Genomic DNA, 22,766 nt, shown 5'->3' with positions numbered 1-22,766 from the left:
CCATTGCCGTGACCCTGTCCCGACCTTTTTCACAGGATATCAGGTTAATGACAGATGCCGCCGACACATGCGCGCATATGCAGATCAGTCTGGATCAGCATATCGGGCGTTTTGCCGATAAGGTTTTTGATTGGGAAGCTTTTCCGGCCAATATTGGTTATGCCGAACTGGCGCGTGGGCAGATGCGCTATATCGGGGGAGGGGGATCCCCTAAAGTTTCAGACAGGACGACCCTTCCTCCCACGCATTTTACCCTTAGCCTGCTGGAGGAGGAGACCGGTACCTATGCGGCCGGACATTCGCACGAAATCGAGGAATCTTTTCTTGTGCTGGAGGGGGAGTTGACGGTGGGATGGGAAAAAGACGGCTCCGTCATCGAGGCGATTTTGGGGCCGCTGGATATGGTCCAGAATCTGCGCGATGTTCCACATGGGTTTCGTAATGACGGTGCGCAGAAGGTGCTGATGTCCGTGACCGTTGATTCCGGGCGTCCCCTGCCGCCACATAACGTTTTCCATCCGGCACAGGTCGAGGGTACGGTGGCCCGCGCATTTGGCGCGCGACCGGGATGTACGGTGCGGGAGGGAACGCTTACCGACAGTCCGCTGCACACCCTGATTGCACCGTATCTGGTACGTTTCGCTGACAGCCATCAGATCACGGAGGCCGCAGGTTTTGAACGCCGGGTGTATGTCGGCGTGGGGGGCGCACCAGCCACAGCGGTGCGCAAGGAATTGTTCATCATTCCCCCCGGATGTGCGATCATGGCAATTACGCGGCCAGTAGAAGAGGCCATGCTTGTGATCGCAGGGGCGCTCGTCGTGGGCTGGCAGTCGGCGGCGGGTGGTGTGGAACGACGCCTGGGACGGCATGACCTCGTGCTGGCGCCAATGGGGCAGGCACATTATTTCCGCAATGACGGGGATGTGACGGCAGTGGCGTGGGTTGTGATTGGCGGGGTGGACGCGGACGATTTCGTATATTCCACAGCCATGGAGCGTGTCGCGTCGTAACAGGGCATCGCGGTTTAGAAATACGTGCAGGCCGGGAATATAGGCATGTCGATCAGTATGAAGCGATCATGCGGGTTTTTGAAGCATAATCCCCGGCAGGACGAAAGCTGCAATATATTGCAGGACATGGGGAAGGGAATTTTGGGTGTTTAATCCCGGAAAAGTGGGACTGGTAAAAAATTTCATCACGGCCTAGGATCGGTATATGGTTATGCCCACCGATCTTTCGTCGCCTGAGTGTGCCGTCGATGGCGCGGTCGTTGATGACCGCTATATTGTCCCTGGCCTTGTGCGTGGGCTGGCGCTTCTTGAATGTTTCGGGGCGGAACGACAGGAACTGTCAATTGCCGAGATGGTGCGTATGACAGGCTTGTCGCGCGCCACCGCCTTTCGCCTGACCTACACACTGGACATGTTGGGTTATCTGGAGCGTGTCGGCAGCGGCAGGACATATCGGCTTGGGACCAAGGTGCTGTCATTGGGATATAGCCTGCTGGCCGGTCGGGATCTGGTGGATATCGCGACGCCATTTCTGGAACGGCTGCGTGACGAGACGCGGTGTTCCACCCACCTTGTCGTCCGTGAAGGCAAGGATATCGTGTATCTGGCGCGCTGTGCGGGAAATACGCGACTGATCAGCGGCATTACTGTCGGCACGCGCTTTCCTGCCTATGCCACCGTGACGGGGCGGGCGATCCTTGCACATCTGCCCATGGCTGAAGTCGTCATGGAATATGAAAAACATGCTTTTCACCACTACACCCCGTCCACGGTCGGGACGCTTGGCGAACTGGTGAGTCAGTTGGAGTTGGATCGTAATCGCCCCAGCCTTGTCAGTTGGGGATATTTTGAACCGGATGTCGCGACGATTGCCGTGCCGATCCGTAATCGGGCAGGTAAGGTGGAGGCTGCGGTTAATGCGACCTGCCCGCTTGATACCTATTCACGGGAAGAATTTGAAACCCGGATATGCGCCGCAGTGGAACGTACGGTACGCGATATTTCACGCTCGATGGGATATCTGTCGTAATCTCCTGCTTCAGGCGGGAGGGGATTTGCAGAATTCCTCCAGAATCTTGTTAAAGGTTTCGGGATATTCGTAATAAGACGCATGTCCCGCCTGTTCCATGATCTGCAGGATACAGCCTGGCACGGCAGTGGTGATCTCTTGTATTGCGCGCATGGGCACGATCACATCCTCGCGGCCGGTCATGATGTAGACTGGTCGTTGCAGTCCCCGCAGATCCTGTATCAGGTTCCCGGTTGCCAGAAGATGCACCGCCTGTGTGTATCCTGCCACTGATACCCGGCCCATTGCGGCCACTGCTTCGGCAATCTGTTGTGCTGTTGCTTGCGGGGACAGGGTGCGTCGGGCGCGTTGAGCGGCCATTCCTGCCGGTCCCAGGCGGGTTATATCGTCAATCCGGCCCTGCAATGCCGGCGGAAAGGGGCTGTTGGGCGGCAGCCCCAGTCCGCTTGCCGGTGCAGAAAGGATCAGGTTTGTCACGCGGGATGGGGTGCGCAAAGCCATGCGGGCAGCCGTCAGTGCGCCCAGAGAATGCCCCACCAGATCACATTGCTTTATGCCGTTATTGTCCAGCAGGCTGCTCAGAATATCTGCATAATCATCAACGACGGGGCGTTCCATGGGAAAAGGCGCACTTTCGGCATAACCGGGAGCGTTCCATGCGATAACCTGTCGTCGGGTGCCAAATGAGGTCAGTTGTGCCTGCCATGACCGGGCGTCGGAGCCAATACCATGCAGCAGTACAAGGGGACGTAACATCGCCTCCTGTGCTGGCATGGCGTGTGCCCAGCTTATGTTCAATGGCCCGTTGCGCAAACCCTGCAGAAGGGTGGAGCGGATGTCATATGTCATGACTGTGCCTCGAACTGGATATCATCGGGCTGTGCGGTGCCGATAACGCAAAGCAGCGTAACAGGGGGAAGTTCATTATTGCGGAAATAGTGACGACGCCCGGCGGGTGTAAGGATGACATCGCGTGGGCCGATCTGCTGCTCCACGCATATGCCGTCTTCCTCCCACCCAACGGTAATGTGACCCTCTAGCACCAGGAAGGCTTCTTCCACTTCACGGCAGTAGGGCCTGACCCCGACGAAGGGTGGAATCAGAAACATCTCCTTACGCACGGTCGTCGCCTTCACACCGCCTTCACCCACATAAATCTTGCGTCCAAACCCTGCGGGCAGCCAGTGCGTTTTCTGGTTGTCATACCGGATGACATTGCGGGCCATCAGTTCACGCAACGGGAGTTCATCTGCCGATGTCAGCAGATGCGTATGCCCAGGCTGTGCGCCAAAGGCCGCCGCAAGTTCCGCGCTGGTATCCTTTGGGTGGTAAAGATAGCGTGGTGGTAGTGGTTTTCCAGCCCCGACCATGACCGACAGCATGACAGGTTCTATGCCTGAATTACGAAAACCATGTGCTATGTCACGGGCATTCAGTATCATATCCTTGGGGCCAAGTGCGACTTCTACCACTTCACCCTCTGATTCCCATCCAACGGTCAGCACGCCGGACAGGATGAAGAAGGCTTCTTCGATTTCATGGGCGTGGCATGCCGCAAATTTCCCCGGTTCCTTATAAATCAGGCTCATGGTGAAATGTTCAGGGCGTAACGTGGTGGTATCGCTACTTTTGGGCGAGCCACCAGATCCGATCATGCGCATCTGTGCGCGGGCCAGTTCCGGGTATCCGGCGTTCGATGGGAAGGCATTCCAATCAAACTGTCGCGTTGCATAACGTTGTATGTGGCCTTGGAAATCGTCTTGCAGGGACATGTTCTGAACTCCTGACCTGCCGGCCTTATGCCGGGATTGGATCGGGTGATGAGGGTGCGTGATGGGGGCTTTCAGTCTTTGTGTAAGCCGCCTGCCACACGCCGATAATTATTCATAATATAACCATAGGTTCGTATTCAATCAAATATATGGATCGGAGTCTGTGTGGGAATCTGACAGAATTTGCAGGAATTCGTCTGAATGGACGTTGCCTTGTATATGCCTAAAAATGAATATTATGTTGTTAAATAAAGAAAAATAAATGGATTTTGTCTTTAATGGCGCTGGTTGTCATTCCAATGATGTGATGCCGAAATAAGTTGATCGAGATATTTATCCGGGATATAAAATGTTCATATAGTGATTAAATGTTCAAGTATGAACATATTTACGATGCGCTGACTTGCTTACAAAAGCATGTGCTTATGTGCGTAAGTTACGGGCAGGGCTGCTGCAGGATTGTCTGGACATGAAAGGCGTGGCTGCGAAATGGACGAATATGGGCAGGATATGCACGAAGTCACCGTGGTCAGGCCGGAGGGGGAAAGTCATTACCTGTCCCCGCCGGTACAACGCGCCTGCCGGCTTTTGCGATATATTGCAGAGGGTGGTTCATTTGCGAACATCAGGGCCGTTGCAACGCAACTTGACATAAGTCGTACTACATTGCTGCGGCTTTTGCATACGTTCGAGGCCGAACGTTTTATCGAAAAGGTCTCTGGCGGTGGGGATTACCAGATTGGTATCGACCTGGTCGGCATGGTGGGCGACCATGCCTATGGGCAGGACCTTGTGCGGATCGGCATGCCGGTGATCGCCCGGCTTGCGGAGGAAACCGGACTGTCAGCGCATCTTGGGGTTCTGGACGGTCTGGATGCCATGTACCTTGCCCGTCGGGTGCCAAATGTCCCGCTGGCCAGCAATATTACGGTGGGTTCGCGTATCAGCGCACATGCAACCACACTGGGTCGTGCGATCCTTGCCGTTATGGATGCAGAGACAGTGCGGGCAATGTATGCGGGATGTGTGCTTGGGCAATATACGGACATGACACCAACCACCTGGGAAAGCCTTGAGGCACGCCTTCGGGCGGAGCGCGAGATGGGATATTCTGTCAGTGATGGTATCTACAGCAATGGGGTCAGTTCTGTCGCCGCACCCATTTTCGGGCATGGTCACAAGGTTCTGGCCGCGCTGAATGTGACTGGTCCTACCTCCTTGTTCAAGATGTCTCTTCGCAGGGAAACACAGATCATCGAACAGGTCTGCAAGGCTGCGCATACATTGTCGGTGCGTATCGGTGATCGTGAAGAGGCTGCGCCACCAGTCGGCAGCCATTGTGACCTGCATGTCGGAAGATGACAGGGGTATTCCTATGAACATGGGATTGAATGACCGCGTTGCCGTCGTGACGGGAGGATCATCGGGGATCGGGCTGGCGACGGCGCGTGAACTGCTGCGTAATGGCGCTTATGTAGCCATCTGTGGTCGTGACGCCAATCGGTTGGCCCATGCCCATGCCGAATTGGTAGGTCTTGCAGGGGCGGGACGGGTATTGGCTGTTCAATGCGATGTCCTGGAAAGCGGGCAGGTGCAGGCATTGCATGATGCGGTGATGGCGTGGCGTGGTGGGTGCCATCTGCTGGTCAATAATGCGGGCCAAGGGCGTGTTTCCACATTCGCGGATACGGATGATGCAGGGTGGCGCGAAGAGCTTGATTTAAAATTCTTCAGTCAGATAAACCCGATCAGGGCATTTCGTAAAACCCTGTCCCATGATGGCGCGGGGGCTATTGTGGCGGTGAACTCATTGCTGGCATATCAGCCGGAACCCCATATGGTATGCACTTCGGCGGCACGTGCCGGAGTGCAGAATCTTTTGAAATCGCTTGCATGCGAACTGGCGCCTGCCATCCGGGTCAATTCGGTTGTGGTCGGGTTGATTGAATCCGGTCAATGGCGACGGCGTTTCGAAGTGCGGGCCAACCGCAATCTTGGTTATGACGCATGGCTGGCTGATGTCGCAGCGCGCAGGACTATACCGCTGGGCCGGTTGGGAAAACCGGAAGATGTGGCTCAGGCGATCGTATTTCTTGGCTCTTCCGCTGCACATTATATTACCGGTGCCCGAATTGAGGTCTCAGGCGGTCTTTCACGCCAGATATGATGGAAAACACTTCATGGTGAATGCAATGACCGGGGAGGTTCCCGATACGGGGATGTCCGTGGGCGAACAGGTTGCGCAATGGTTGGAGACAATCGGGGTTACGACCGTGTTCGGCGTTATTTCGATCCATAACATGCCAATACTGGACGCATTATATCAAAAGGGCTGCATCCGTTTTGTTCCCGCGCGGGGGGAGGCAGGTGCAATGAACATGGCCGATGCCTATGCCCGTGTCAGCGGATGTCTGGGGGTGGTGATTACCAGTACCGGCACGGCCGCAGGGAATGCAGCAGGCAGCCAGGTAGAGGCCCTGACCGCCTGTTCACCGGTGCTGCATATCACGACGCAGGTTGATCGCCCCCTGATGGATCGCGACCGTGCGGCCATTCATGATGTGCCGCACCAGCCCGTCATGCTGCGTGGTGTATCCAAATCCGTGTTCCGTGTGTGGGAAGCCCGAACCCTTCTGCCGATGCTGGCGGCGGCGGCGGCGGCGGCGCTCAGCGCCCCCATGGGGCCGGTCTCCATTGAAATCCCGATTGATGTCCAGCGTGAACGTGCTGCTGTTCCCCTCTATATGCCGCGTCCATATGTTGCACCAGTCATCCCCGATCCGGTGGCGCTTGATCACTTTGCGACAATGTTGCGCCGCGCGCGACGGCCCGTCCTGTGGTTGGGTGGGGGGGCAAGGAAGGCCATGGCTCAGGCTGTCTTGCTGGCGGATCGGGGATGCGCTGTCGTGACCAGCACGAACGGGCGGGCTATCGTGCCAGAAAACCATCCGGCCACGTTGGGGGCATTCAATATGTCTCTATCGGCACAGGAAATCTATGCACGTTCTGACCTTGTCATGATTGTCGGGTCACGCCTGCGTGGAAACGAGACATGTAATAATACAATGCCATTGGGGCAGGCGCGTATACAGGTGGATGCGGATGCAACCCAGGGGGGACGGAATTACGCGGTTGATCTGTTTGTGCATGGCGATGCGCAACTCGTGCTACAGGGGGTTGTGGATCGTATTCCTCAAAATCTTGATACAGACAGAAAATTTCTTGAAGATGTCAGGCATGCACGTTGTAGCGCCGAGGCAGACCTGCGGCAGGCGCTGGGGCCTTATGCTGTCGTTGCGGATACATTGCGTCATCATGTATCGGAGGAAAAGCTCCCGTTCGTGCGTGATGTCACGATCGCAAATTCCATGTTTGGCAACCGTTATGTGACTTTGGCCGCCCCGAACCTGGGGGTGCATGCGCTTGGCGGTGGCATCGGGCAGGGGATCGCAATGGCGATTGGAGCTGCATGCGCCGCACATTCTAGAAAAACCGTGGCATTGCTGGGGGATGGCGGGGCCATGCTGTATATCGGGGAACTGGCCACGGCTGTTGAGCAGCAGGCTGATATTGTCTTTGTACTGATGAATGACCGGGGATATGGCGTGATCCGCAATATCCAGGATTCCCAGTACGGTGGACGGCATTGTTATACATTATCGAATACGCCTGATTTTGCAAAACTGTCGGAAGGTATGGGGATGGCTTATCGCCGTGTCGATGATGCGCAGGATTTTCCCGGCACATTTGCACAGACCTTGCGAATGGAAGGACCGGTCTTGCTGGAGGTCGACATGCTTGCGATTGGTCCGTTCGCACGCAGCTTTACGGGCCCCCCCGCAGGTGCCGCTGGCAGTGGTGTGGCCTGATGGGATGCATGCGGGTCAATATGGGGGTGATCGGATGTGGTGCGATGGCCGCCACGATGATGCAGGCCCTGTACGCAGCGGGAATGCGTTTCCCGACCCTGACATTCCTGGTGCCGCAAGGAAGTGCGGAGCGGGTTCGCGACCGTATCGGAACATGGCAGGAGGGTGACACCTGCCCGGCGGTCGTGACAACATATGATGCGTTTATGGCGGCCCGTCCCGATATCGTGGTCGAATGTGCCTCACAGCAAGCGGTCATGATGTACGGCGCGGATGTTCTGGCGGCGGGCGTGCCGCTGGTTCTGGCCTCTGTCGGGGCATTGGCTGATGATGATGTGCGTACATCCCTGCAGCGTGCTGCATCTTTTGGCGGCACACGTTATCTGGTCGCGCCAGGTGCGATCGGGGCGCTTGATGTTCTGGTGGCGGCCCGTCTGTCGGGTCTGCGCGAGGTGATCTATCATTCCCGCAAGCCACCACAGGCATGGCGTGGCACACTGGCTGAGCAGAAAATGTCGCTGGATACACTGTCTGTCCCAGAAGTATTTTTTGATGGCACGGCACGTGCCGCAGCTCTGGATTATCCCAAAAATGCCAATGTGGCCGCCGCCATTGCCTTGGCCGGGGTTGGTTTTGAAAAGACCCGTGTCAGGCTGATCGCGGATCCCGGTATTACGGGCAACATCCACGAGATTGTTTTTGATTCAGGGTGTACAACCGTTTCCATCCGTTTGGAGGGACGTGCATCCCCTGATAATCCACGCACTTCCCAGACTGCTGGGTACAGCCTGGCGCGTCTGGTAATAAACCATGTGACATGTGAAGTGATCTGAAAAATCCGGAGCAACGCAATGACGTTACAAGATCCCTTTCCAGAAACGGATATGCCCGATGGCAGGATTTATGTCGGCGGTGAATTCCGTGTTGGTACTGGCGAGGAAATTACGTCCTATTTTCCAGCGGATATGCGGATCAATCGGGTCATGCGTGGTGCGGGAACCGCCGATGCGGCGCTCGCACTCGAACGGGCGCAGGCGGCGGCGATGGCCCCTGCCTGGCGCAACCTCCTTCCCCATCAGCGTGCATCATATCTGTATGAAATTGCGGAGGCACTTGCACGCAATGCTGACAGGATCGCGTGGATACAGACACGTGATACAGGCAAGACCCTGATGGAAACGCGCGCGCTGGCCCAAAGTGCCGCCGCGACATTCCGTTATTATGCCGCCGTTGTGGAGACGCGCGAAGAAGCGATAACGCCAGCCCGTGGCCCTTATATGACACTGTCCTGTTATGAGCCGGTCGGTGTTGTTTGCGCGATTACACCATGGAATTCGCCCATTGCAAGCGATGCGCAGAAAGTGGCCCCCGCGCTGGCGGCAGGCAATGCGGTGGTGCTGAAGACTGCGACATGGACGCCGCTGGTTGCGCTGGAATTCGCACGTATCATTGATGCAACCAGCCTGCCGAAAGGTCTGTTTTCAGTATTGCCCGGAAGTGGGGAGATCGTTGGCGAATATCTGGTCAATCATCCCATGGTCAGGCGTATTTCCTTTACCGGTGGCACCCGTGTCGGGCATGCCATCGCCCTGCATGCCGCAAAACGCATGATCCCGGTATCGCTGGAACTGGGTGGGAAATCGCCCACCATCGTATTCGCCGATGCGGATCAGGATGTGGCAATCGCCGGGATTCTTTATGGTATCTTCTCTTCATCAGGACAATCCTGTGTCGCGGGATCGCGACTTTTCATCCATGAAGACATATATGAAAGTTTTCTGGAGCGTCTTGTCAGGGCAGCAAAAGGCCTGAAGGTCGGACACCCCTTCGTCCCACAGACTCAGGTGGGGCCGCTGGTTCATGCCGCACATCTGCGCACGGTGGAGGGATGGGTGGAAAAAGCACGTAAGGCGGGTGGTGATATCCTTGCGGGTGGGCGGCGACCGGAAGGCAGCATGTATGATGCAGGGATCTATTACCAGCCTACAGTGATTGCTGGACTGCCAAATACGTCGGAAGCCTGTAGGGAGGAAATATTCGGCCCTGTGCTGACGGTGCAGAAATTCTCTAATATTGGGGAAGTTATTGCATTGGCCAATGATAATCCTTACGCGTTGGCATGCGGTATATGGACACGTGATAACGTGCAGGCCATGCAGGTGGGACGGCGTATTACCACTGGCACGGTATGGATCAATACCTATAAGCAGTTTTCCATATCCACGCCTTTTGGCGGAGAGAAGGAAAGCGGCATGGGCAGGGAAAAAGGTCTTCAGGGACTTCTTTCATACATGCGGCAGAAATCCTATTATATTGGCATGTCTGAAATCCCGCATCCTTGGGCCGCGTCATGAGAATGCAGGCGCATTCCCGTTGTTTGAGGACGGCATATCCTGATTTTTTGTAAAAATTCCAAAAGAAGAATCTGCACAATGTTTCAGATGGCTGATGAACAGGCCCGCTGAAATTGGCAGGACATAACCGCCCATCCCGATGTAATGGCACAACAGATCCACAGCACGTGCCATGGGCGAGCGTCCATCATGGATAATCCGTGCATATAGTCCATGACAAGAGGCCTGCCGAAGCAATTCAGGCATTGGACTGCGGTTGCTGGGCATTTCGGAAACTGGACGAAAATTTCAGTTTTCAGTTGGCTTTTCAATTTCCCTTCTGACGGTGTGTTGATCCGGCTTCACGGTCTTTAGCCGCACCACAGCCATGTCATGATCGTGCAGATCGCCATCATAGCGCATCCTGAGCATTTCCATTGTTGGATACCATGGGCGGCTGGCATCTTATTGTGTCAGGAGCCCCTTCCATGGGAAACGTGTGGACATGTTTCGCCACAATGTATCCACTTTGAATGAATATCACCTATTTTTTACATAAAGAGCAGTTATATTTATACGAATGTATCCAATTAACTGATACTCGTTGCGGGCAACCTTACCCGCCCGTGTGGGGGGGACGTCATATAAGGAACAGGCCTGATGCGCACCATTCCTCTGGAACCCCAGGCATCATGGGTGCAGCTTCGCTCTACTCAGGAAGACTGGGATGCGATGGAACCTGCCATTTTGGATACAATGCTGGTTCGGTTAAGTCTGATACGGGCGTTTGAAGAAAGTGTTCTCGATCTTGCTGGTAGTGGTCTGGTCCATGGGCCTGCCCATTCTTCGATTGGGCAGGAAGGCGGTGCCGTGGGAAGCATCCTTCCCCTGTTGCCGGGGGATCAGGTCAATGGTTCCCATCGTGGTCATCACCAGTTTCTGGCAAAGGCGCTGGGATATGTCGCGCAACATCAACCGCTGACATGCACGGCCCCTTTCGATGGGGCAATCCGGGAAACACTGCATGGTGCCCTTTCTGAAATCATGGGGTTGCGTACCGGGTTCTGCCTGGGACGGGGTGGGTCTATGCACCTGCGATGGGCCGAGGCCGGGGTAACGGGAACAAACGCCATTGTCGGTGGTGGTGTCCCGCTTGCCGCAGGGGCAGCGTGGGCAGACCGCCTGGCTGGGACACACAATGTATCCGTGACCTATTTTGGGGATGGGGCTGTCAATATCGGTTCCGTCCTTGAAACCATGAACCTTGCGGCGGCATGGAAACTGCCGTTGATCTTTTTTATTGAAAATAACCTTTATGCGGTCTCCACCCATGTGAATGAGGCAACGGCCGAAGCGCGATTGTCGTCACGGGGGCTGGCCTTTGGAATTCCTTCATGGCAGGTCGATGGGATGGATCCTGTCGCGACCTTCATGGCGATGAACGAAGCCCTGGCGGTATGTCGGGCGGGCAATGGTCCGGCGGTCATCGAAGCCACAGTTTATCGTTACTTTCACCAAAATGGAAAACTTCCTGGCAGTGCCTTTGGCTATCGTGACAAGAATGAAGAAGCCGCCTGGCGTGAACGGGACCCGATAGAGCATGTCGGGCGTGAAATGATACGGCGCCAGCTTATCACATCGCAGGACATATCCGACCTGCGTGAACGATGCCGGGCGATTATGGAGAATATATCATCAGAATTGACGATTATGGAAGGGAACCAGCGCAGCATCCGACCTGAGCTTTGGCCTGCGGCATCATTCCGCGATGTCGGGATTCGCAGTGACCTTGGTGAGATCGGTAATCTGCCCATCCTGTCGAAAGATGTTTCATCTGAAGGTAAGAAACGAAAATTTGTTGATATCGTTGCAGATGTCATGAACCGACGTATGGAATGTGACCCCCGTATCGTTGTTCTGGGAGAAGATGTCCATCGTCTCAAAGGTGGCACGAACGGTGCTACACGTGACCTTGCGACGCGCTTTCCTGATCGTGTCTTTGGAACACCAATCAGCGAAAATGCATTTATGGGCCTTGCAGGCGGCCTTGCCATGGATGGGCGTTTCCGGCCGGTGGTGGAGTTCATGTATCCCGATTTCATGTGGGTGGCGGCTGATCAGGTCTTTAATCAGGTTGGGAAGGCGCGGCATATGTTTGGTGGTGCGATTGATGTTCCCCTTGTCCTGCGTACCAAGGTTGCAATGGGAACGGGATATGGATCGCAGCATTCCATGGACCCCGCTGGTATTTTCGCGACGGCTCCGGGGTGGCGTATTGTCGCACCGTCCTGCCCTGCTGATTATGTGGGGCTGATGAATGCTGCCCTTGCGATCAATGATCCCGTTCTGGTTATTGAACATGTTGATCTTTACCAGACCATATCGCCGGAGCCGCATGATCTTGATGGTATTATCCCGCCCGGTTCAGCAGCATTGCGCCGGACCGGGGACAAGGTCACTGTTATTACCTATCTGGCGATGGTTCAGCCCGTAATTGATATCGTGGATGAACTGAATGCGGATGTGGATGTCATTGACCTGCGCTGGCTGGATCGGGCCAGCCTTGATTGGGATACCATAGGGGAAAGTATCCGTAAGACAAACCGTGTACTTCTGGTGGAACAGGGCGCACGTGGGACATCCTATGGCGGCTGGCTGGCAGATGAAATCCAGCGGCGTCTGTTCGACTGGCTGGACAGCCCGGTCATGCGGGTGACGGGGGGAGAAGCTTCGCCCAGCATCTCGAAAGTTCTGGAACGTGCGGCATGTGCCGGACGGGATGAAATCAGTATTGCCCTGGGGGAACTGCTCGCGCTCGCCTAATGGCGGTTGTGGGGGCCCCTTTGGGCATTGGTCCCGTTTAATAATGGAGACTGCAATGCAGGAATTTACAGGTCGTATCCTGCTCCTGACCGGGGCAGCAGGGGGCATTGGCCGTGAAATCGCCGCGTTTTTCTTTGCACGCGGCGCCAGCCTGCTTCTGGCGGATCTTGATGAAAGCGCCGTAATCAACATGGCGCGGCAAATGGACCCTCAGGGTGAACGTATCATTGCCGCGCGGTATGATGCCGCGTGTGAACACGATGCCGGGATTATTGCCAGTCTGGCGCATGATCATTTCGGCGGAGTTGATTTCATGGTGCCGGGGGCGGGGATTTATCCCCATTGTCCGGTGTCGCAGATGGAGGGGGCTGACTGGCGCAGGGTTATTGCGATCAACCTCGACAGTGTTTTCTATCTTTGTCGGGCGGTCATGCCCATTTTGCGTGAAAATAGCGCCATTGTCACACTGACATCCGTTGCGGCCCATCGTGGTAGCCAGAATCATGCCCATTATTCCGCATCGAAGGGCGCAGTTCTTAGCCTGACGCGTTCGCTTGCCATTGAGCTTGGCGGGCGTACCCGCGTCAATGCGGTTTCTCCGGGGATTATAGAGACCGCGATGACGCGTGAACTCCGTGGAGAAAAAGGGGACATCTTAAAGGCCCAGACACCGTGCGGCCGCTTTGGTCAGCCGCGTGAGGTGGCGTCCGTCGTGGCATTTTTGTGTGGTGATGATGCAAGTTTTGTGAATGGGGAGGTCATCCATGTCAATGGTGGCCTCTATATGGCCGGCTGAGCCCTGTCAGTGAGGTAGATCTTCATGGCCGTCAATATTTGCATGCCCGACCTTTGCGCATCGTCCGGAACGATAACGCTGTCGCGATGGCTTCGGGCCGAAGGGGATGCGATTTCTGCCGGGGATATCCTTGCGGAGATGGAAGCTGACAAGGCGACGATAGAAATCGAGGCACCGGCAGGTGGGATTCTGGGGCGTATTTTGGTTCCGGATGGTACTGAAGGTGTCAGTGTTGATCAGGTCATCGGAATGGTCGTCGATCCTGGCGAACCCATCCCGGATGCGCCCGGCAATCTGAATGTTCAGGCCCCGGCGGCAATATGTCCCGATACAGGCCCCATGACGCAGGCTGTGTCCCCGTGTAGCGAGAGGGGAATATCCCTGCCGGACATAAGTGGGGACGTTACGAGGACGCGGGTTTTTGCCTCACCAGTTGCGCGCCGTCTGGCGCGGCTGCATGAGCTTGACCTGCGACGGGTTGAGGGAAGTGGCCCAGGGGGAAGGATACTGCGTCGCGATATCGAATGCCTGCTGTCGAATGAAAAAATCATTCAGGTAAAGGAAAAGACGAAACCGGATGTTGATCGCGTTGTTATGTCGGGCATGCGACGGACCATTGCCGCGCGTCTGACGAACGCAAAGCAGACGATCCCGCATTTTTATGTTTCCGTGGATGTGCAGGTTGATGCCTTACTGGACCTGCGCGAAGAACTCAATCGCGTGGCGCCATTCCACGGCGCCCCCGATGCGTTTCGCATTTCGGTTAATGACATGCTGATCCGTGCCTGTGGTGTGGCCTTTGCCACGGTGCCATCCATGAATGTCCTGTATGCCGAAGATGCGCTGCTTTTCCCGCGGCAGGTTGATATCGCCGTGGCGGTTTCTGTGTCTGATGGATTGCTGACGCCGGTCCTGCGTGACGTGGGTGGAAAATCGCTGCTCGTCACCAGTTGCGAAGTCCGCGCACTTATCATGCGTGCGCGTGAAGGAAAGCTGAGCGTGGAGGAAATGCGCGGTGGCAGCTTTACAATCTCGAATGTCGGAATGTTTGGTATTGATAGCGTGACACCGATCATCAACCCACCCCATGCTGCGATATTGGGGATTGGGGCGATCCGTCGCCTGCCAATCGTCAGGGAAGGGCAGATTGCAATTGCATCCCTTATGACCTGCACCCTTAGTGTCGATCACCGCGTTGTGGATGGTGCGTTGGCTGCGCAATGGCTGGCCGCGTTCAGGAATATCGTCGAACACCCCATAAGATTGCTGACCTGATAAACGTTTTCTTCAGATGATGCCCCTGTGGATTGGGGCATGGGAGACAGGATTATGGCTGACGGCAAATTACGGTGTTATATGCCCGACCTTGGGCGTCTGCTGGAGCAGCTTCCAAAAAACTGGGGGCGGTGGGGCGAAAATGATGAGGTTGGTTCGCTTAATTTCCTGACCGCGCAAGAAGTCCTGCGCGGCGTGGCATCAGTCCGCCAAGGAAAAGTGTTTACGCTTGGCATTCGTATCGCCGCCCCCGAAGGGGACCCGATCTGGCCCGGCCGTGCGACGGCGCACCGGGTCAACGTTATGGATCGTGGCCATTTTATGTGTGGTAAGGCCGAACCCCTGTCGGGTGGGGGCGAATGGGCCGACGACATGGTGGTGATGTATCTGCAGGGATCCAGCCAGTACGATGCGCTGGGGCATGTATGGTATGATAATACCCTTTATAATGGCTACCCCGCCGTGACGACAGTGGGGGGCATGAGCAAGGCCAGTGTCCTTCCCATTGCCGAACGTGGCGTGGTTGGGCGCGGTATCCTGATTGATATGGCCCGTTTCCGGGGCAAGGAATGCCTTGATCGTGGCGAGACCTTTACACATACGGACCTTGAAGCCGCAGCAGCGCAGCAGGGGGTTGAGATCCTGCCCCATGATGTTCTGGTGATCCGCACAGGCTGGATTGGCAAATTCTATCGCACGCCAAAAGAGGAGTTCTATCGCGACTTCCTTGAACCCGGCCTGACCTACAGCCCGGAGCTGGTGCGCTGGTTTCATGAAAAGGAAATTCCCAACCTTGTAACGGATACGATCGCCAATGAAGTGACCGTTGATCCCGAAAGTGGGGTAACTCTTCCGCTGCATTGCGCATTGATGCGTAATCTTGGGGTGGCCTTTACCGAAATCATCGCCCTTGATGCACTGGCGGAGGATTGTGCCGCCGACGGGCAGTGGTCTTTCCTGTATACAGCAGCACCGCTGAAGGTGGTTGGTGGATCGGGTGCGCCAGTCAATCCGGTTGTCATAAAATAAAAATACCGCTCGGCGGAGGAACTTTCATGAAACCACTATCTGGTAGTACGGCGCTTGTGACCGGTGCAGGGTCGGGTATCGGCCGTGAAACAGCTATAGCCCTGGCAAATGCAGGTGCGGCCATTCTGGTCAATGACGTCTCGGGCGATGCCGCACGTGCGACATGTGCGATCATTGGTAAAACCGGTGGGCAGGCCACTCCTTATGTTGCGTCCGTGGCGGACCCGGATGCGGTACGCGCCCTGTTTGAAATATTTGATGATGAAGGGAAAACGCCTGATATTTTAGTCAATAATGCAGGGATCAGTGGAAATGGACCAACATTGGACCTGACGGATGAAAGCTGGCTGCGTGTCGTGGGCATCAACCTGAATGGAGCATTTTTCTGTAGCCGTGAGGCCGCGCGTCGCATGAGCGCAACGCGGAAGGGGACGATTGTCAATATCGGCTCGATTTATTCCATTGTCGCCGCCCCGCAACGCCTGTCCTATTGTACGACAAAAGCTGCGATTGCGATGATGACGAAATGCCTCGCGCTGGAGTGGGCGGACGCTGGCATTCGTGTCAACTGCGTGGCGCCTGGATATGTGGACAGTGCCTTGACGCGCGAACTTGCCGCGGCAGGGCGGCTTGATATGGCGGCGCTGGAGCGTCGTACACCACAGCATCGCCTGGGTAAGGCAAGCGAGATTGCAGACGCGGTGTTATATCTGTGTGAACCGCGCAGCGCGCATATCACGGGTCATGTCCTTTCGGTGGATGGTGGCTGGACAGCGAATGGATATCTCTGATCTGTGTCTGCAGGCTGTTTCCAAATATATCGGTATCGAATCCATGGGAATGAAAGACAGTCATCATGGAGCAATCCCATCCGCTTCCAAGGTTCAGATGGCGTATCGGCTGTCTGCTCGCCCTTGGGGTTTTCGTCAACTATATTGATCGTATCGCCCTTTCGGTGGCTTCACCGCAGATACAGGCTGAATATGGTCTTGATAGTATTCAGCTTGGCTGGCTTTTCAGTGGTTTCTTCTGGGTCTATGCATTTGCCCAGATCCCCAGCGGGCTGCTGGCTGACCGATATGGTGCATGTGCGACAATGCGGGTCAGTACTGTCCTGTGGACGGTTTCATCCGGCCTGATGGCATTGGCGCGTGGGTTCCCCGGCTTCTTTGCGGCACGCATGCTGCTGGGACTGGCGGAAGCTCCTGCTTATCCGGCTGGTACAAAAGCGACCGGATACTGGTTCCCACGCAGTGAACGTGGAACAGCTACGGCGGTATTCGACGCATCCGCACGGTTTGCGAATGTGCTTGGGGTTCCGCTTGTGGCACTTGTGACCGTTTACCTGGGCTGGCGCTGGTCATTCGTCATGACGGCATGTTTCAGCCTGTGTTACGCGATTACATTTTTTCTTGGTTATCGCGATCCATCACAGCATCCGCGACTGAGTTCACATGAACATCGTTATATGCTGGCGGGTGGTGCCTGTGTCGAAGGGGATGCAAGCGCAGGAAGTGGCTGGGCCACTATTCCACACCTTCTGCTGCAGCGTAAAATATGGGGTATCATACTGGGGTTTGCGGCATATGGGTATTTTTTTACGCTGTTCCTGACATGGATGCCAAATTACCTGGTTCGTGAACTGCATGTCGGCACGATGCAGTCGGCGATGTATGTCATGATCCCGTGGGGTATTGCCACGCTTGGCGAACTGTTGGTCGGTGGCTGGTTTATTGATGCGCTCTGCCGTCGCGGTTATGACGATACATGGACGCGCAAGGGGATGCTCCTGCTTGGTTTCATTCTGGGCATGGCCATGATCGGCGCCATTTTCACGCATCGTCCCGGATGGGCGGTATTCTGGATTTCACTTTCCCTCGGGGGCTTGTCGAGCGCCGCGCCAGTAATCTGGAGCTTGCCTTCTCTTGTCGCACCACGTGGGGTAGGGGGAACGGTGACTGGTATTGCCAATTTTGTAAATAACGGCGCGGGCATCGTGGCAACGATTCTGACCGGGTATCTGGTCAACCTGACGGGATCGTTCGGGGCGGCGTTCACGTGCGCATCAGCGATGTTGCTGGCGGGTTTTGTCGCTATTGCCATCCTTGTGGAATCCTTTACACCCGTTGGGGAACCACCGGAATGCGGGATTACAATACCCTTGTCCGGCAGGTGGATGAAGGGACGGTGAAGCCCTGAGGGTGACAGGGATAATTTTCCATGCTGAGTAACGTATGACAGAGAATGCCGCTTCGCAGCCATTGGCCCCGACCGCCCGCCGGATTGCAGATGCATTGCGACATGACATCCTGTCGGGTGTGCTTGTTCCGGGAACACGTATCCGGCAGGAAGATTATTCGACCCATTTCGGTGCCAGTCGCATTCCCGTGAGGGAAGCCCTCAAAGCCCTGCAAAGCGAAGGATTGCTTGTCCTTCAGGCGAACAGGGGGGCATGGGTTGCCCATATGAACCAGGCACAATGTCTGGAGATCTATAAGATACGCGAGCGTATAGAGCCACTGGCCCTGAGCGAAAGTACGCAACGCATGCCATCGGCAACCATGGACGTGCTTGAGGAACTTGTCGATCGTATGGAGCAGGCGGAAACTGTTGATGCGTTCATTCCCCTGGATCGGGAGTTCCATCTACGAAGCTATGAGCATTCATCACTTCCTGAACTGAATGCGATGATCCTGCGATACTGGAACACGACGCAGCAGTATCGTCGGACATATATGAACGAGGTGGGATTCAGCCTGCGCACGATCGTCGATTCTGAACACAGGTTGCTGATGGATGCAATCCGGCGACGTGACAGTTACAATGCGGAATGCCTGCTTCAGGTGCATATCCGTCGGACACGCCTTGAGTTTGAAAAAAACAAGGTTGTCGCGACAGGGGAGAGGTAACACCATTTACCATACGAAGGGAATGCGGTCATGGTCGGATTGCCGGGATTGCGCGGTGTGGAACATATTGGTTTCACCGTGCCGGATATTGAAGAAGCCACGCGTTTTTTCGTCAATGTCATCGGATGTGAATATGTCTATTCTCTGGGACCGTTTCAGTCGCCTGATGATTGGATGACCACGCATCTGAACGTTCCTGCAGATGCGGTTATGCGGGAATTAAGGTTTTTCCGGTGCAGAAATGGTCCAAACTTTGAGGTATTCCAGTATGAAACACCAGCCCAGCATTGTATCCCGCCCCTGAACAGTGATGTCGGTGGGCATCATCTGGCCTTTTATGTAGACGATTTCGACGCAGCACTTACACATCTGAAGTTGCATGGTGTCCGTCTACTGGGCAAGCCCACATACCGCAACACGGGGCCAAGTGCTGGTCAGACATGGGTATATTTCCTGACCCCATGGGGGATGCAATTGGAATTGGTAAGTTTTCCAGAAGGCAAGCGGTATGAACGCACAGCAACCACTATGTTGTGGCAGCCTGCGTCAGCCTGAATGACAGTAATATTCATTTGAATGACCGCAACCCATACAGAGCAGTGTTCGTTATGACGGGCAACGAAATTCTTGCAATGTGTGGATGGGTTATAAATGGCAGAATGAAGTATTTTTGCACTATGTAAGTAATATATTTTTCTGTAGGTTTTGGAAAAATATTCCTTAAGTCCGTGTTCCAAAAAATAAAAATAATTCATGAACCAAGCGAACTCAGGCTGATGCATAAAATCAACATGTCCATGGATGTTAGCTTAAGGAACATAAGGTAATAGTTCCTGGGTAATGGTGATGTTGTCATGGGTATCCATGGATCAATAATTCGTATTGATATTATCAGCGCTGGTTGATTCCGGTTCATGATCTTCATCGGATGAGGTTCAGGGCATGCGCGTCCTTCATGAATCATTTTTTCTTTATGTTTTAAATCATATTCGCTCAGCAACATGGACTTCACGAAGTCGGAATGCCGTGAAGCTTCCATTGGGGATCGCCGCCTGTTTTGGCTGCTGTCTCCTGCTTCAATCTGTGGCGCTGGCTGCGACAGATCAGGATTCGGTAATTCTGCCGGTTCAGCAACAGCAAACAAAAGCGGCAGATCAAGATACGCAGGATGTTAAACTGCCACGCTGGATTCAGAAAATACTAGGAAAAAAAATCAAGGCCACAGGTCCAGAGGAGGTATCAAACCCTACACCATATGCCGAAACGCAGCCTACAACGCCGTTTTATCTTGCGATACCGGGATTTTTACAGGCACCATATGGCCCACCTTCTTTTGGTCCGCCATTCGGTACTACCCATTTGCTGGGTGATTGGGGCGGGGTGCAGCCTTGGCTTCAGAAACGGGGGCTATATTTTGCATTTGATGTTTATGAGGATCTTGCCGGAAATGTGGCTGGTGGTAAAAAGCGTGATTACAGTGTGGCTGGACAGGTCGGTTCTACACTCGACGTGGACTGGGAAAAATTGCTGAATGCCGGATCATGGTCAAAGGATCTATGGCTGCATCTGCTTGTTGTAAATGGGCATGGTCGGAATCTGAGTCGCCTGTTTGGTGACAATAGCAACCAGGTGCAGCAGATATATGGAAGCCGTGGTAACGTAATTGCACATATGGTCTGGGCTTATTTTGAAAAATCCTGGCTGGATCACAGGATTGATTTGTCCATGGGGTGGATACCAACCGGCGTTTTCTTCCAGAATTCTCCATGGGTCTGTAACTATATGAACGTGTGGTTATGTGGTGGGGAGGCACCTACAAAATTCTTGACGGGTGGTCGTGGCTGGCCATCGGGGAATATTGGGACGGTCCTGCGGGTGATGCCGACAAAACAGGTATATGTCATGGGCGGATTGTTCGCCGTGTCGCCACATCCCTATAATGGTGGTATTTCTGGATGGTCCTGGGCGCAGGATGGGTTGGGAAAACTTTCGACACAGGTTGAAATCGGCTGGATTCCTGCGTTCGGTCGCGACCATCTTGTAGGGCATTACAAGGTTGGCGTGATGTATGATAATTCCCGTTACAGTCATCTGTATGAAGATATCAATGGCAATCCATGGGTGTTAACCGGTCAGCCCGCACGCAGAGAGAGCGGCCAGACATCATTGTGGGTGATTGCAGACCAGATGTTGGTTCGCCATGGGCCAGGAGAACTGAATGGTCTGATACTGGGTGGATATTATGCCTATGCATCCGGTCAGACATCGCAGATTAATCATGCCTTTGTGGCGGCCCTGATGGATACCGGCGCGGCATGGAAACGTCCGTTGGATAGTGTGGGTATTGCGTTCTTATGGGCCAGTTTCAGCCGTTCCGCAATCCTGTCACAAGAAGCTGCTGCTGGGCATGGGCTGTCACTGCCAGGGGCAAATTTCGGTGTTCCATATGGTATTCAGGGGCATGAGAGCATTTATGAAGCATATTACGGTTTTCATATAATGGATGGCCTGTCGATCAAGCCGGATTTCCAGTATATAAATCATGTTGGTGGCACAACAACCTTCAGAGATGCTGTTGTGTTGAGCACCGCTGTCAACGTTGCGTTCTGATTTTTCAAGACTACAGGAAGCCGTGGCATGACTTGCTACGGCTTTTTTGTATTTATCCTTAATAAAAGGTATTTTCCAAAAATGGTTTATGTAAGGGGCATTTGATTGTGCTGTTGCTCATAAATACCCAGATTTATGTTTGTGAGGTCAAGGAGGGGAGTTGAAAGATCATGCTTGCGTGCCCGTATCACAAGATCACCAATAATCTGCTGGGCTTCGATCGGTCCACCCCGGCAAAGATCGCGAAACATTGATGATGTCAGCGAGGAGTCTTTCTTACTCAGTAGCTTTATAATGCCGTCTATGGTTTGTCCATCAGGGCAATATCCTGTTACTGTGGCAATGGCAACACATTCGTCAATGACGGCGTGTATGAAATTTGTTCCGTATTTTTGGCTTGATATTTCCCCAACTGTTCCGCGCATCAAGCAACAAATACTTCCCAGAGATGCGAGAAGTACCCACTTGTTCCACATATCTTGCAAGATATGCGTCGAACATATTGTCTCAAAACCAGGGCTGGAAATAATTTTTTTGATTTGTTGTGCTTTGGCTGTTTCCCGACCGGATATTTCCCCAAAAGACAGCCGCGGCATGAAGCCGCTTTGTTCGATATGTCCTTGCTTATTCAGTTTGCTGACAATAAAGCATGTTCCGCCCATGACGGCATGTTGGCCGAAACGTGCTGTCAGGAGATCAAGATGCCGCATGCCATTGAGCAGCGGTATAATATGAGTGCCTGTACCGACAGCAGCAGAAAAATCATCCATGGCAGACGCAAGGGAATAGGCTTTTACGCTGAGCAGCACAATGTCATACGGATTTGTGATATCTTGGGTGCTGGTGGTTTTGGGCGTGAGCGTAATATCTCCGATGGTGCTGCGCAGGCAAAGGCCGTCTGCCAGTAATTGAGACCGCCGTTTTGGGCGCACAAGGAATGTCACATCATGTCCGGCTGCGGCCATGCGGGCACCAAAATATCCCCCCACAGCGCCTGCGCCGACAATAAGGATTCTGCTAGTCATCGGGCGATTTCCTGTCTTTGTTGAGGCCTGACCCAGGCAAAGAAATTCAGTGAACGCATTCAGTCTGATATTAACCTATCACACGAAGGTTTACATCTGGCTGAATGCGTAGGCAGTTCAGGCCACTTGATTTGTGATTCAATATGATGCTCGGGTGAGGACAGATCATCATATCGATGGTGTTATCAATTGGCTTATTTGTATGTACACCTGACAGCAACAGATCCATAATCTGCATGGATTGCAAAGCTACCCGAGCATCATCAGGACTGATACACATTG

The 22,766-nt window shown here is 54.2% G+C and carries 20 protein-coding genes; 16 read left to right on the top strand and 4 right to left on the bottom strand.

Going from position 1 to position 22,766, the window contains the following annotated elements; genetic code table 11:
• Positions 1-47: 47 nt before the first annotated feature.
• Together FYB92_RS11385 and FYB92_RS11380 are read left to right on the top strand one after the other, a co-directional pair.
• The gene (locus tag FYB92_RS11385; RefSeq protein ID WP_332828678.1) at positions 48-1,013 is read left to right on the top strand and encodes a cupin; all 966 of its coding nucleotides are present in this window, start codon (positions 48-50) and stop codon (positions 1,011-1,013) included.
• Between the two features lie 205 nt (positions 1,014-1,218).
• Positions 1,219-2,043, top strand: coding sequence for an IclR family transcriptional regulator (locus tag FYB92_RS11380; protein WP_332828677.1), 825 nt, complete (start codon positions 1,219-1,221; stop codon positions 2,041-2,043).
• 9 nt (positions 2,044-2,052) lie between these two features.
• Here FYB92_RS11380 and FYB92_RS11375 read toward each other — a convergent pair whose 3' ends face one another.
• On the bottom strand, positions 2,053-2,892 hold the full coding sequence (locus FYB92_RS11375; protein ID WP_332828676.1) for an alpha/beta fold hydrolase: 840 nt from the start codon (positions 2,890-2,892) through the stop codon (positions 2,053-2,055).
• Positions 2,889-3,815, bottom strand: a complete 927-nt coding sequence (locus tag FYB92_RS11370; protein ID WP_332828675.1) for a cupin domain-containing protein — start codon at positions 3,813-3,815, stop codon at positions 2,889-2,891. Before FYB92_RS11370 ends, FYB92_RS11375 begins: the two co-directional genes overlap by 4 nt.
• Before the next feature lie 489 nt (positions 3,816-4,304).
• Here FYB92_RS11370 and FYB92_RS11365 point away from each other — a divergent pair, with 489 nt between their 5' ends.
• Genes FYB92_RS11365 through FYB92_RS11345 form a run of 5 tightly spaced genes read left to right on the top strand, consistent with a single transcriptional unit; the run spans position 4,305 to position 10,038 of the window.
• Positions 4,305-5,177, top strand: coding sequence for an IclR family transcriptional regulator (locus FYB92_RS11365; protein ID WP_003619229.1), 873 nt, complete (start codon positions 4,305-4,307; stop codon positions 5,175-5,177).
• A gap of 13 nt (positions 5,178-5,190) precedes the next feature.
• Positions 5,191-5,982, top strand: coding sequence for an SDR family oxidoreductase (locus FYB92_RS11360; RefSeq protein WP_332828674.1), 792 nt, complete (start codon positions 5,191-5,193; stop codon positions 5,980-5,982).
• Positions 5,983-5,995: 13 nt separating this feature from the next.
• Positions 5,996-7,684 carry a thiamine pyrophosphate-binding protein gene (locus tag FYB92_RS11355; protein WP_332828673.1) on the top strand — a complete coding sequence of 563 codons (1,689 nt, stop codon included), beginning with the start codon at positions 5,996-5,998 and terminating at the stop codon, positions 7,682-7,684.
• Positions 7,685-7,692: 8 nt separating this feature from the next.
• Entirely contained in the window at positions 7,693-8,517 is an 825-nt protein-coding gene (locus tag FYB92_RS11350; protein ID WP_332828672.1) for an aspartate dehydrogenase, read from the top strand.
• Between the two features lie 18 nt (positions 8,518-8,535).
• Positions 8,536-10,038 carry an aldehyde dehydrogenase gene (locus FYB92_RS11345; RefSeq protein WP_332828671.1) on the top strand — a complete coding sequence of 501 codons (1,503 nt, stop codon included), beginning with the start codon at positions 8,536-8,538 and terminating at the stop codon, positions 10,036-10,038.
• Here the strand turns inward: FYB92_RS11345 and FYB92_RS11340 are convergent.
• Positions 10,033-10,212, bottom strand: coding sequence for a hypothetical protein (locus tag FYB92_RS11340; protein ID WP_075594908.1), 180 nt, complete (start codon positions 10,210-10,212; stop codon positions 10,033-10,035). The genes FYB92_RS11345 and FYB92_RS11340 overlap by 6 nt on opposite strands.
• 465 nt (positions 10,213-10,677) lie before the next feature.
• On the opposite strand from FYB92_RS11340, the gene FYB92_RS11335 reads away from it, so the two are divergent.
• From FYB92_RS11335 to FYB92_RS11295, 9 genes are all read left to right on the top strand, one after another.
• Positions 10,678-12,840 (top strand): thiamine pyrophosphate-dependent enzyme, encoded by a 2,163-nt coding sequence (locus tag FYB92_RS11335; RefSeq protein ID WP_332828670.1) that lies wholly within the window; start codon positions 10,678-10,680, stop codon positions 12,838-12,840.
• A 55-nt stretch (positions 12,841-12,895) separates the two neighbouring features.
• A complete protein-coding gene (locus tag FYB92_RS11330; RefSeq protein WP_003619241.1) occupies positions 12,896-13,636 on the top strand; it encodes an SDR family NAD(P)-dependent oxidoreductase in 741 nt (246 codons plus the stop codon).
• A 24-nt stretch (positions 13,637-13,660) separates the two neighbouring features.
• A complete protein-coding gene (locus FYB92_RS11325; protein ID WP_332828669.1) occupies positions 13,661-14,911 on the top strand; it encodes a dihydrolipoamide acetyltransferase family protein in 1,251 nt (416 codons plus the stop codon).
• 39 nt (positions 14,912-14,950) lie between these two features.
• Positions 14,951-15,940 carry a cyclase family protein gene (locus FYB92_RS11320; RefSeq protein WP_239015730.1) on the top strand — a complete coding sequence of 330 codons (990 nt, stop codon included), beginning with the start codon at positions 14,951-14,953 and terminating at the stop codon, positions 15,938-15,940.
• A gap of 26 nt (positions 15,941-15,966) precedes the next feature.
• Positions 15,967-16,731, top strand: coding sequence for an SDR family NAD(P)-dependent oxidoreductase (locus FYB92_RS11315; RefSeq protein ID WP_192264519.1), 765 nt, complete (start codon positions 15,967-15,969; stop codon positions 16,729-16,731).
• Positions 16,732-16,796: 65 nt separating this feature from the next.
• Positions 16,797-18,131: an MFS transporter gene (locus FYB92_RS11310; protein ID WP_332828668.1), complete on the top strand. Its 1,335-nt coding sequence runs from the start codon at positions 16,797-16,799 to the stop codon at positions 18,129-18,131.
• Positions 18,132-18,174: 43 nt separating this feature from the next.
• Positions 18,175-18,849 carry a GntR family transcriptional regulator gene (locus FYB92_RS11305; protein ID WP_003619250.1) on the top strand — a complete coding sequence of 225 codons (675 nt, stop codon included), beginning with the start codon at positions 18,175-18,177 and terminating at the stop codon, positions 18,847-18,849.
• 30 nt (positions 18,850-18,879) lie between these two features.
• Complete coding sequence (locus FYB92_RS11300) at positions 18,880-19,404, top strand: VOC family protein (protein ID WP_075623868.1); 525 nt, start codon at positions 18,880-18,882, stop codon at positions 19,402-19,404.
• Between the two features lie 387 nt (positions 19,405-19,791).
• On the top strand, positions 19,792-21,459 hold the full coding sequence (locus tag FYB92_RS11295) for a carbohydrate porin (RefSeq protein WP_332828667.1): 1,668 nt from the start codon (positions 19,792-19,794) through the stop codon (positions 21,457-21,459).
• Positions 21,460-21,545: 86 nt separating this feature from the next.
• On the opposite strand, the gene FYB92_RS11290 is transcribed toward FYB92_RS11295, so the two are convergent.
• Complete coding sequence (locus FYB92_RS11290; protein ID WP_332828666.1) at positions 21,546-22,484, bottom strand: ketopantoate reductase family protein; 939 nt, start codon at positions 22,482-22,484, stop codon at positions 21,546-21,548.
• Positions 22,485-22,766 lie beyond the last annotated feature (282 nt).

Source organism: Novacetimonas sp. GS1 (genome assembly GCF_036686925.1).
Lineage (GTDB): Bacteria > Pseudomonadota > Alphaproteobacteria > Acetobacterales > Acetobacteraceae > Novacetimonas > Novacetimonas hansenii.
Note: the sequence above shows the minus strand (reverse complement) of the source record. Positions and strands in the feature narration are given on the sequence as shown.

What these genes read in the sequence shown, in the direction of transcription:
- FYB92_RS11375 (WP_332828676.1), bottom strand. Translation starts at nt 2,892, where the DNA reads ATGACATATGACATCCGCTCCACCCTTCTGCAGGGTTTGCGCAACGGG.
- FYB92_RS11290 (WP_332828666.1), bottom strand. Translation starts at nt 22,484, where the DNA reads ATGACTAGCAGAATCCTTATTGTCGGCGCAGGCGCTGTGGGGGGATAT.
- FYB92_RS11330 (WP_003619241.1), top strand. Translation starts at nt 12,896, where the DNA reads ATGCAGGAATTTACAGGTCGTATCCTGCTCCTGACCGGGGCAGCAGGG.
- FYB92_RS11340 (WP_075594908.1), bottom strand. Translation starts at nt 10,212, where the DNA reads ATGGCACGTGCTGTGGATCTGTTGTGCCATTACATCGGGATGGGCGGT.
- FYB92_RS11300 (WP_075623868.1), top strand. Translation starts at nt 18,880, where the DNA reads ATGGTCGGATTGCCGGGATTGCGCGGTGTGGAACATATTGGTTTCACC.
- FYB92_RS11380 (WP_332828677.1), top strand. Translation starts at nt 1,219, where the DNA reads ATGGTTATGCCCACCGATCTTTCGTCGCCTGAGTGTGCCGTCGATGGC.
- FYB92_RS11315 (WP_192264519.1), top strand. Translation starts at nt 15,967, where the DNA reads ATGAAACCACTATCTGGTAGTACGGCGCTTGTGACCGGTGCAGGGTCG.
- FYB92_RS11335 (WP_332828670.1), top strand. Translation starts at nt 10,678, where the DNA reads ATGCGCACCATTCCTCTGGAACCCCAGGCATCATGGGTGCAGCTTCGC.
- FYB92_RS11355 (WP_332828673.1), top strand. Translation starts at nt 5,996, where the DNA reads ATGGTGAATGCAATGACCGGGGAGGTTCCCGATACGGGGATGTCCGTG.
- FYB92_RS11310 (WP_332828668.1), top strand. Translation starts at nt 16,797, where the DNA reads ATGGAGCAATCCCATCCGCTTCCAAGGTTCAGATGGCGTATCGGCTGT.
- FYB92_RS11325 (WP_332828669.1), top strand. Translation starts at nt 13,661, where the DNA reads ATGGCCGTCAATATTTGCATGCCCGACCTTTGCGCATCGTCCGGAACG.
- FYB92_RS11345 (WP_332828671.1), top strand. Translation starts at nt 8,536, where the DNA reads ATGACGTTACAAGATCCCTTTCCAGAAACGGATATGCCCGATGGCAGG.
- FYB92_RS11320 (WP_239015730.1), top strand. Translation starts at nt 14,951, where the DNA reads ATGGGAGACAGGATTATGGCTGACGGCAAATTACGGTGTTATATGCCC.
- FYB92_RS11370 (WP_332828675.1), bottom strand. Translation starts at nt 3,815, where the DNA reads ATGTCCCTGCAAGACGATTTCCAAGGCCACATACAACGTTATGCAACG.
- FYB92_RS11385 (WP_332828678.1), top strand. Translation starts at nt 48, where the DNA reads ATGACAGATGCCGCCGACACATGCGCGCATATGCAGATCAGTCTGGAT.
- FYB92_RS11360 (WP_332828674.1), top strand. Translation starts at nt 5,191, where the DNA reads ATGAACATGGGATTGAATGACCGCGTTGCCGTCGTGACGGGAGGATCA.
- FYB92_RS11365 (WP_003619229.1), top strand. Translation starts at nt 4,305, where the DNA reads ATGGACGAATATGGGCAGGATATGCACGAAGTCACCGTGGTCAGGCCG.
- FYB92_RS11295 (WP_332828667.1), top strand. Translation starts at nt 19,792, where the DNA reads ATGCGCGTCCTTCATGAATCATTTTTTCTTTATGTTTTAAATCATATT.
- FYB92_RS11305 (WP_003619250.1), top strand. Translation starts at nt 18,175, where the DNA reads ATGACAGAGAATGCCGCTTCGCAGCCATTGGCCCCGACCGCCCGCCGG.
- FYB92_RS11350 (WP_332828672.1), top strand. Translation starts at nt 7,693, where the DNA reads ATGCGGGTCAATATGGGGGTGATCGGATGTGGTGCGATGGCCGCCACG.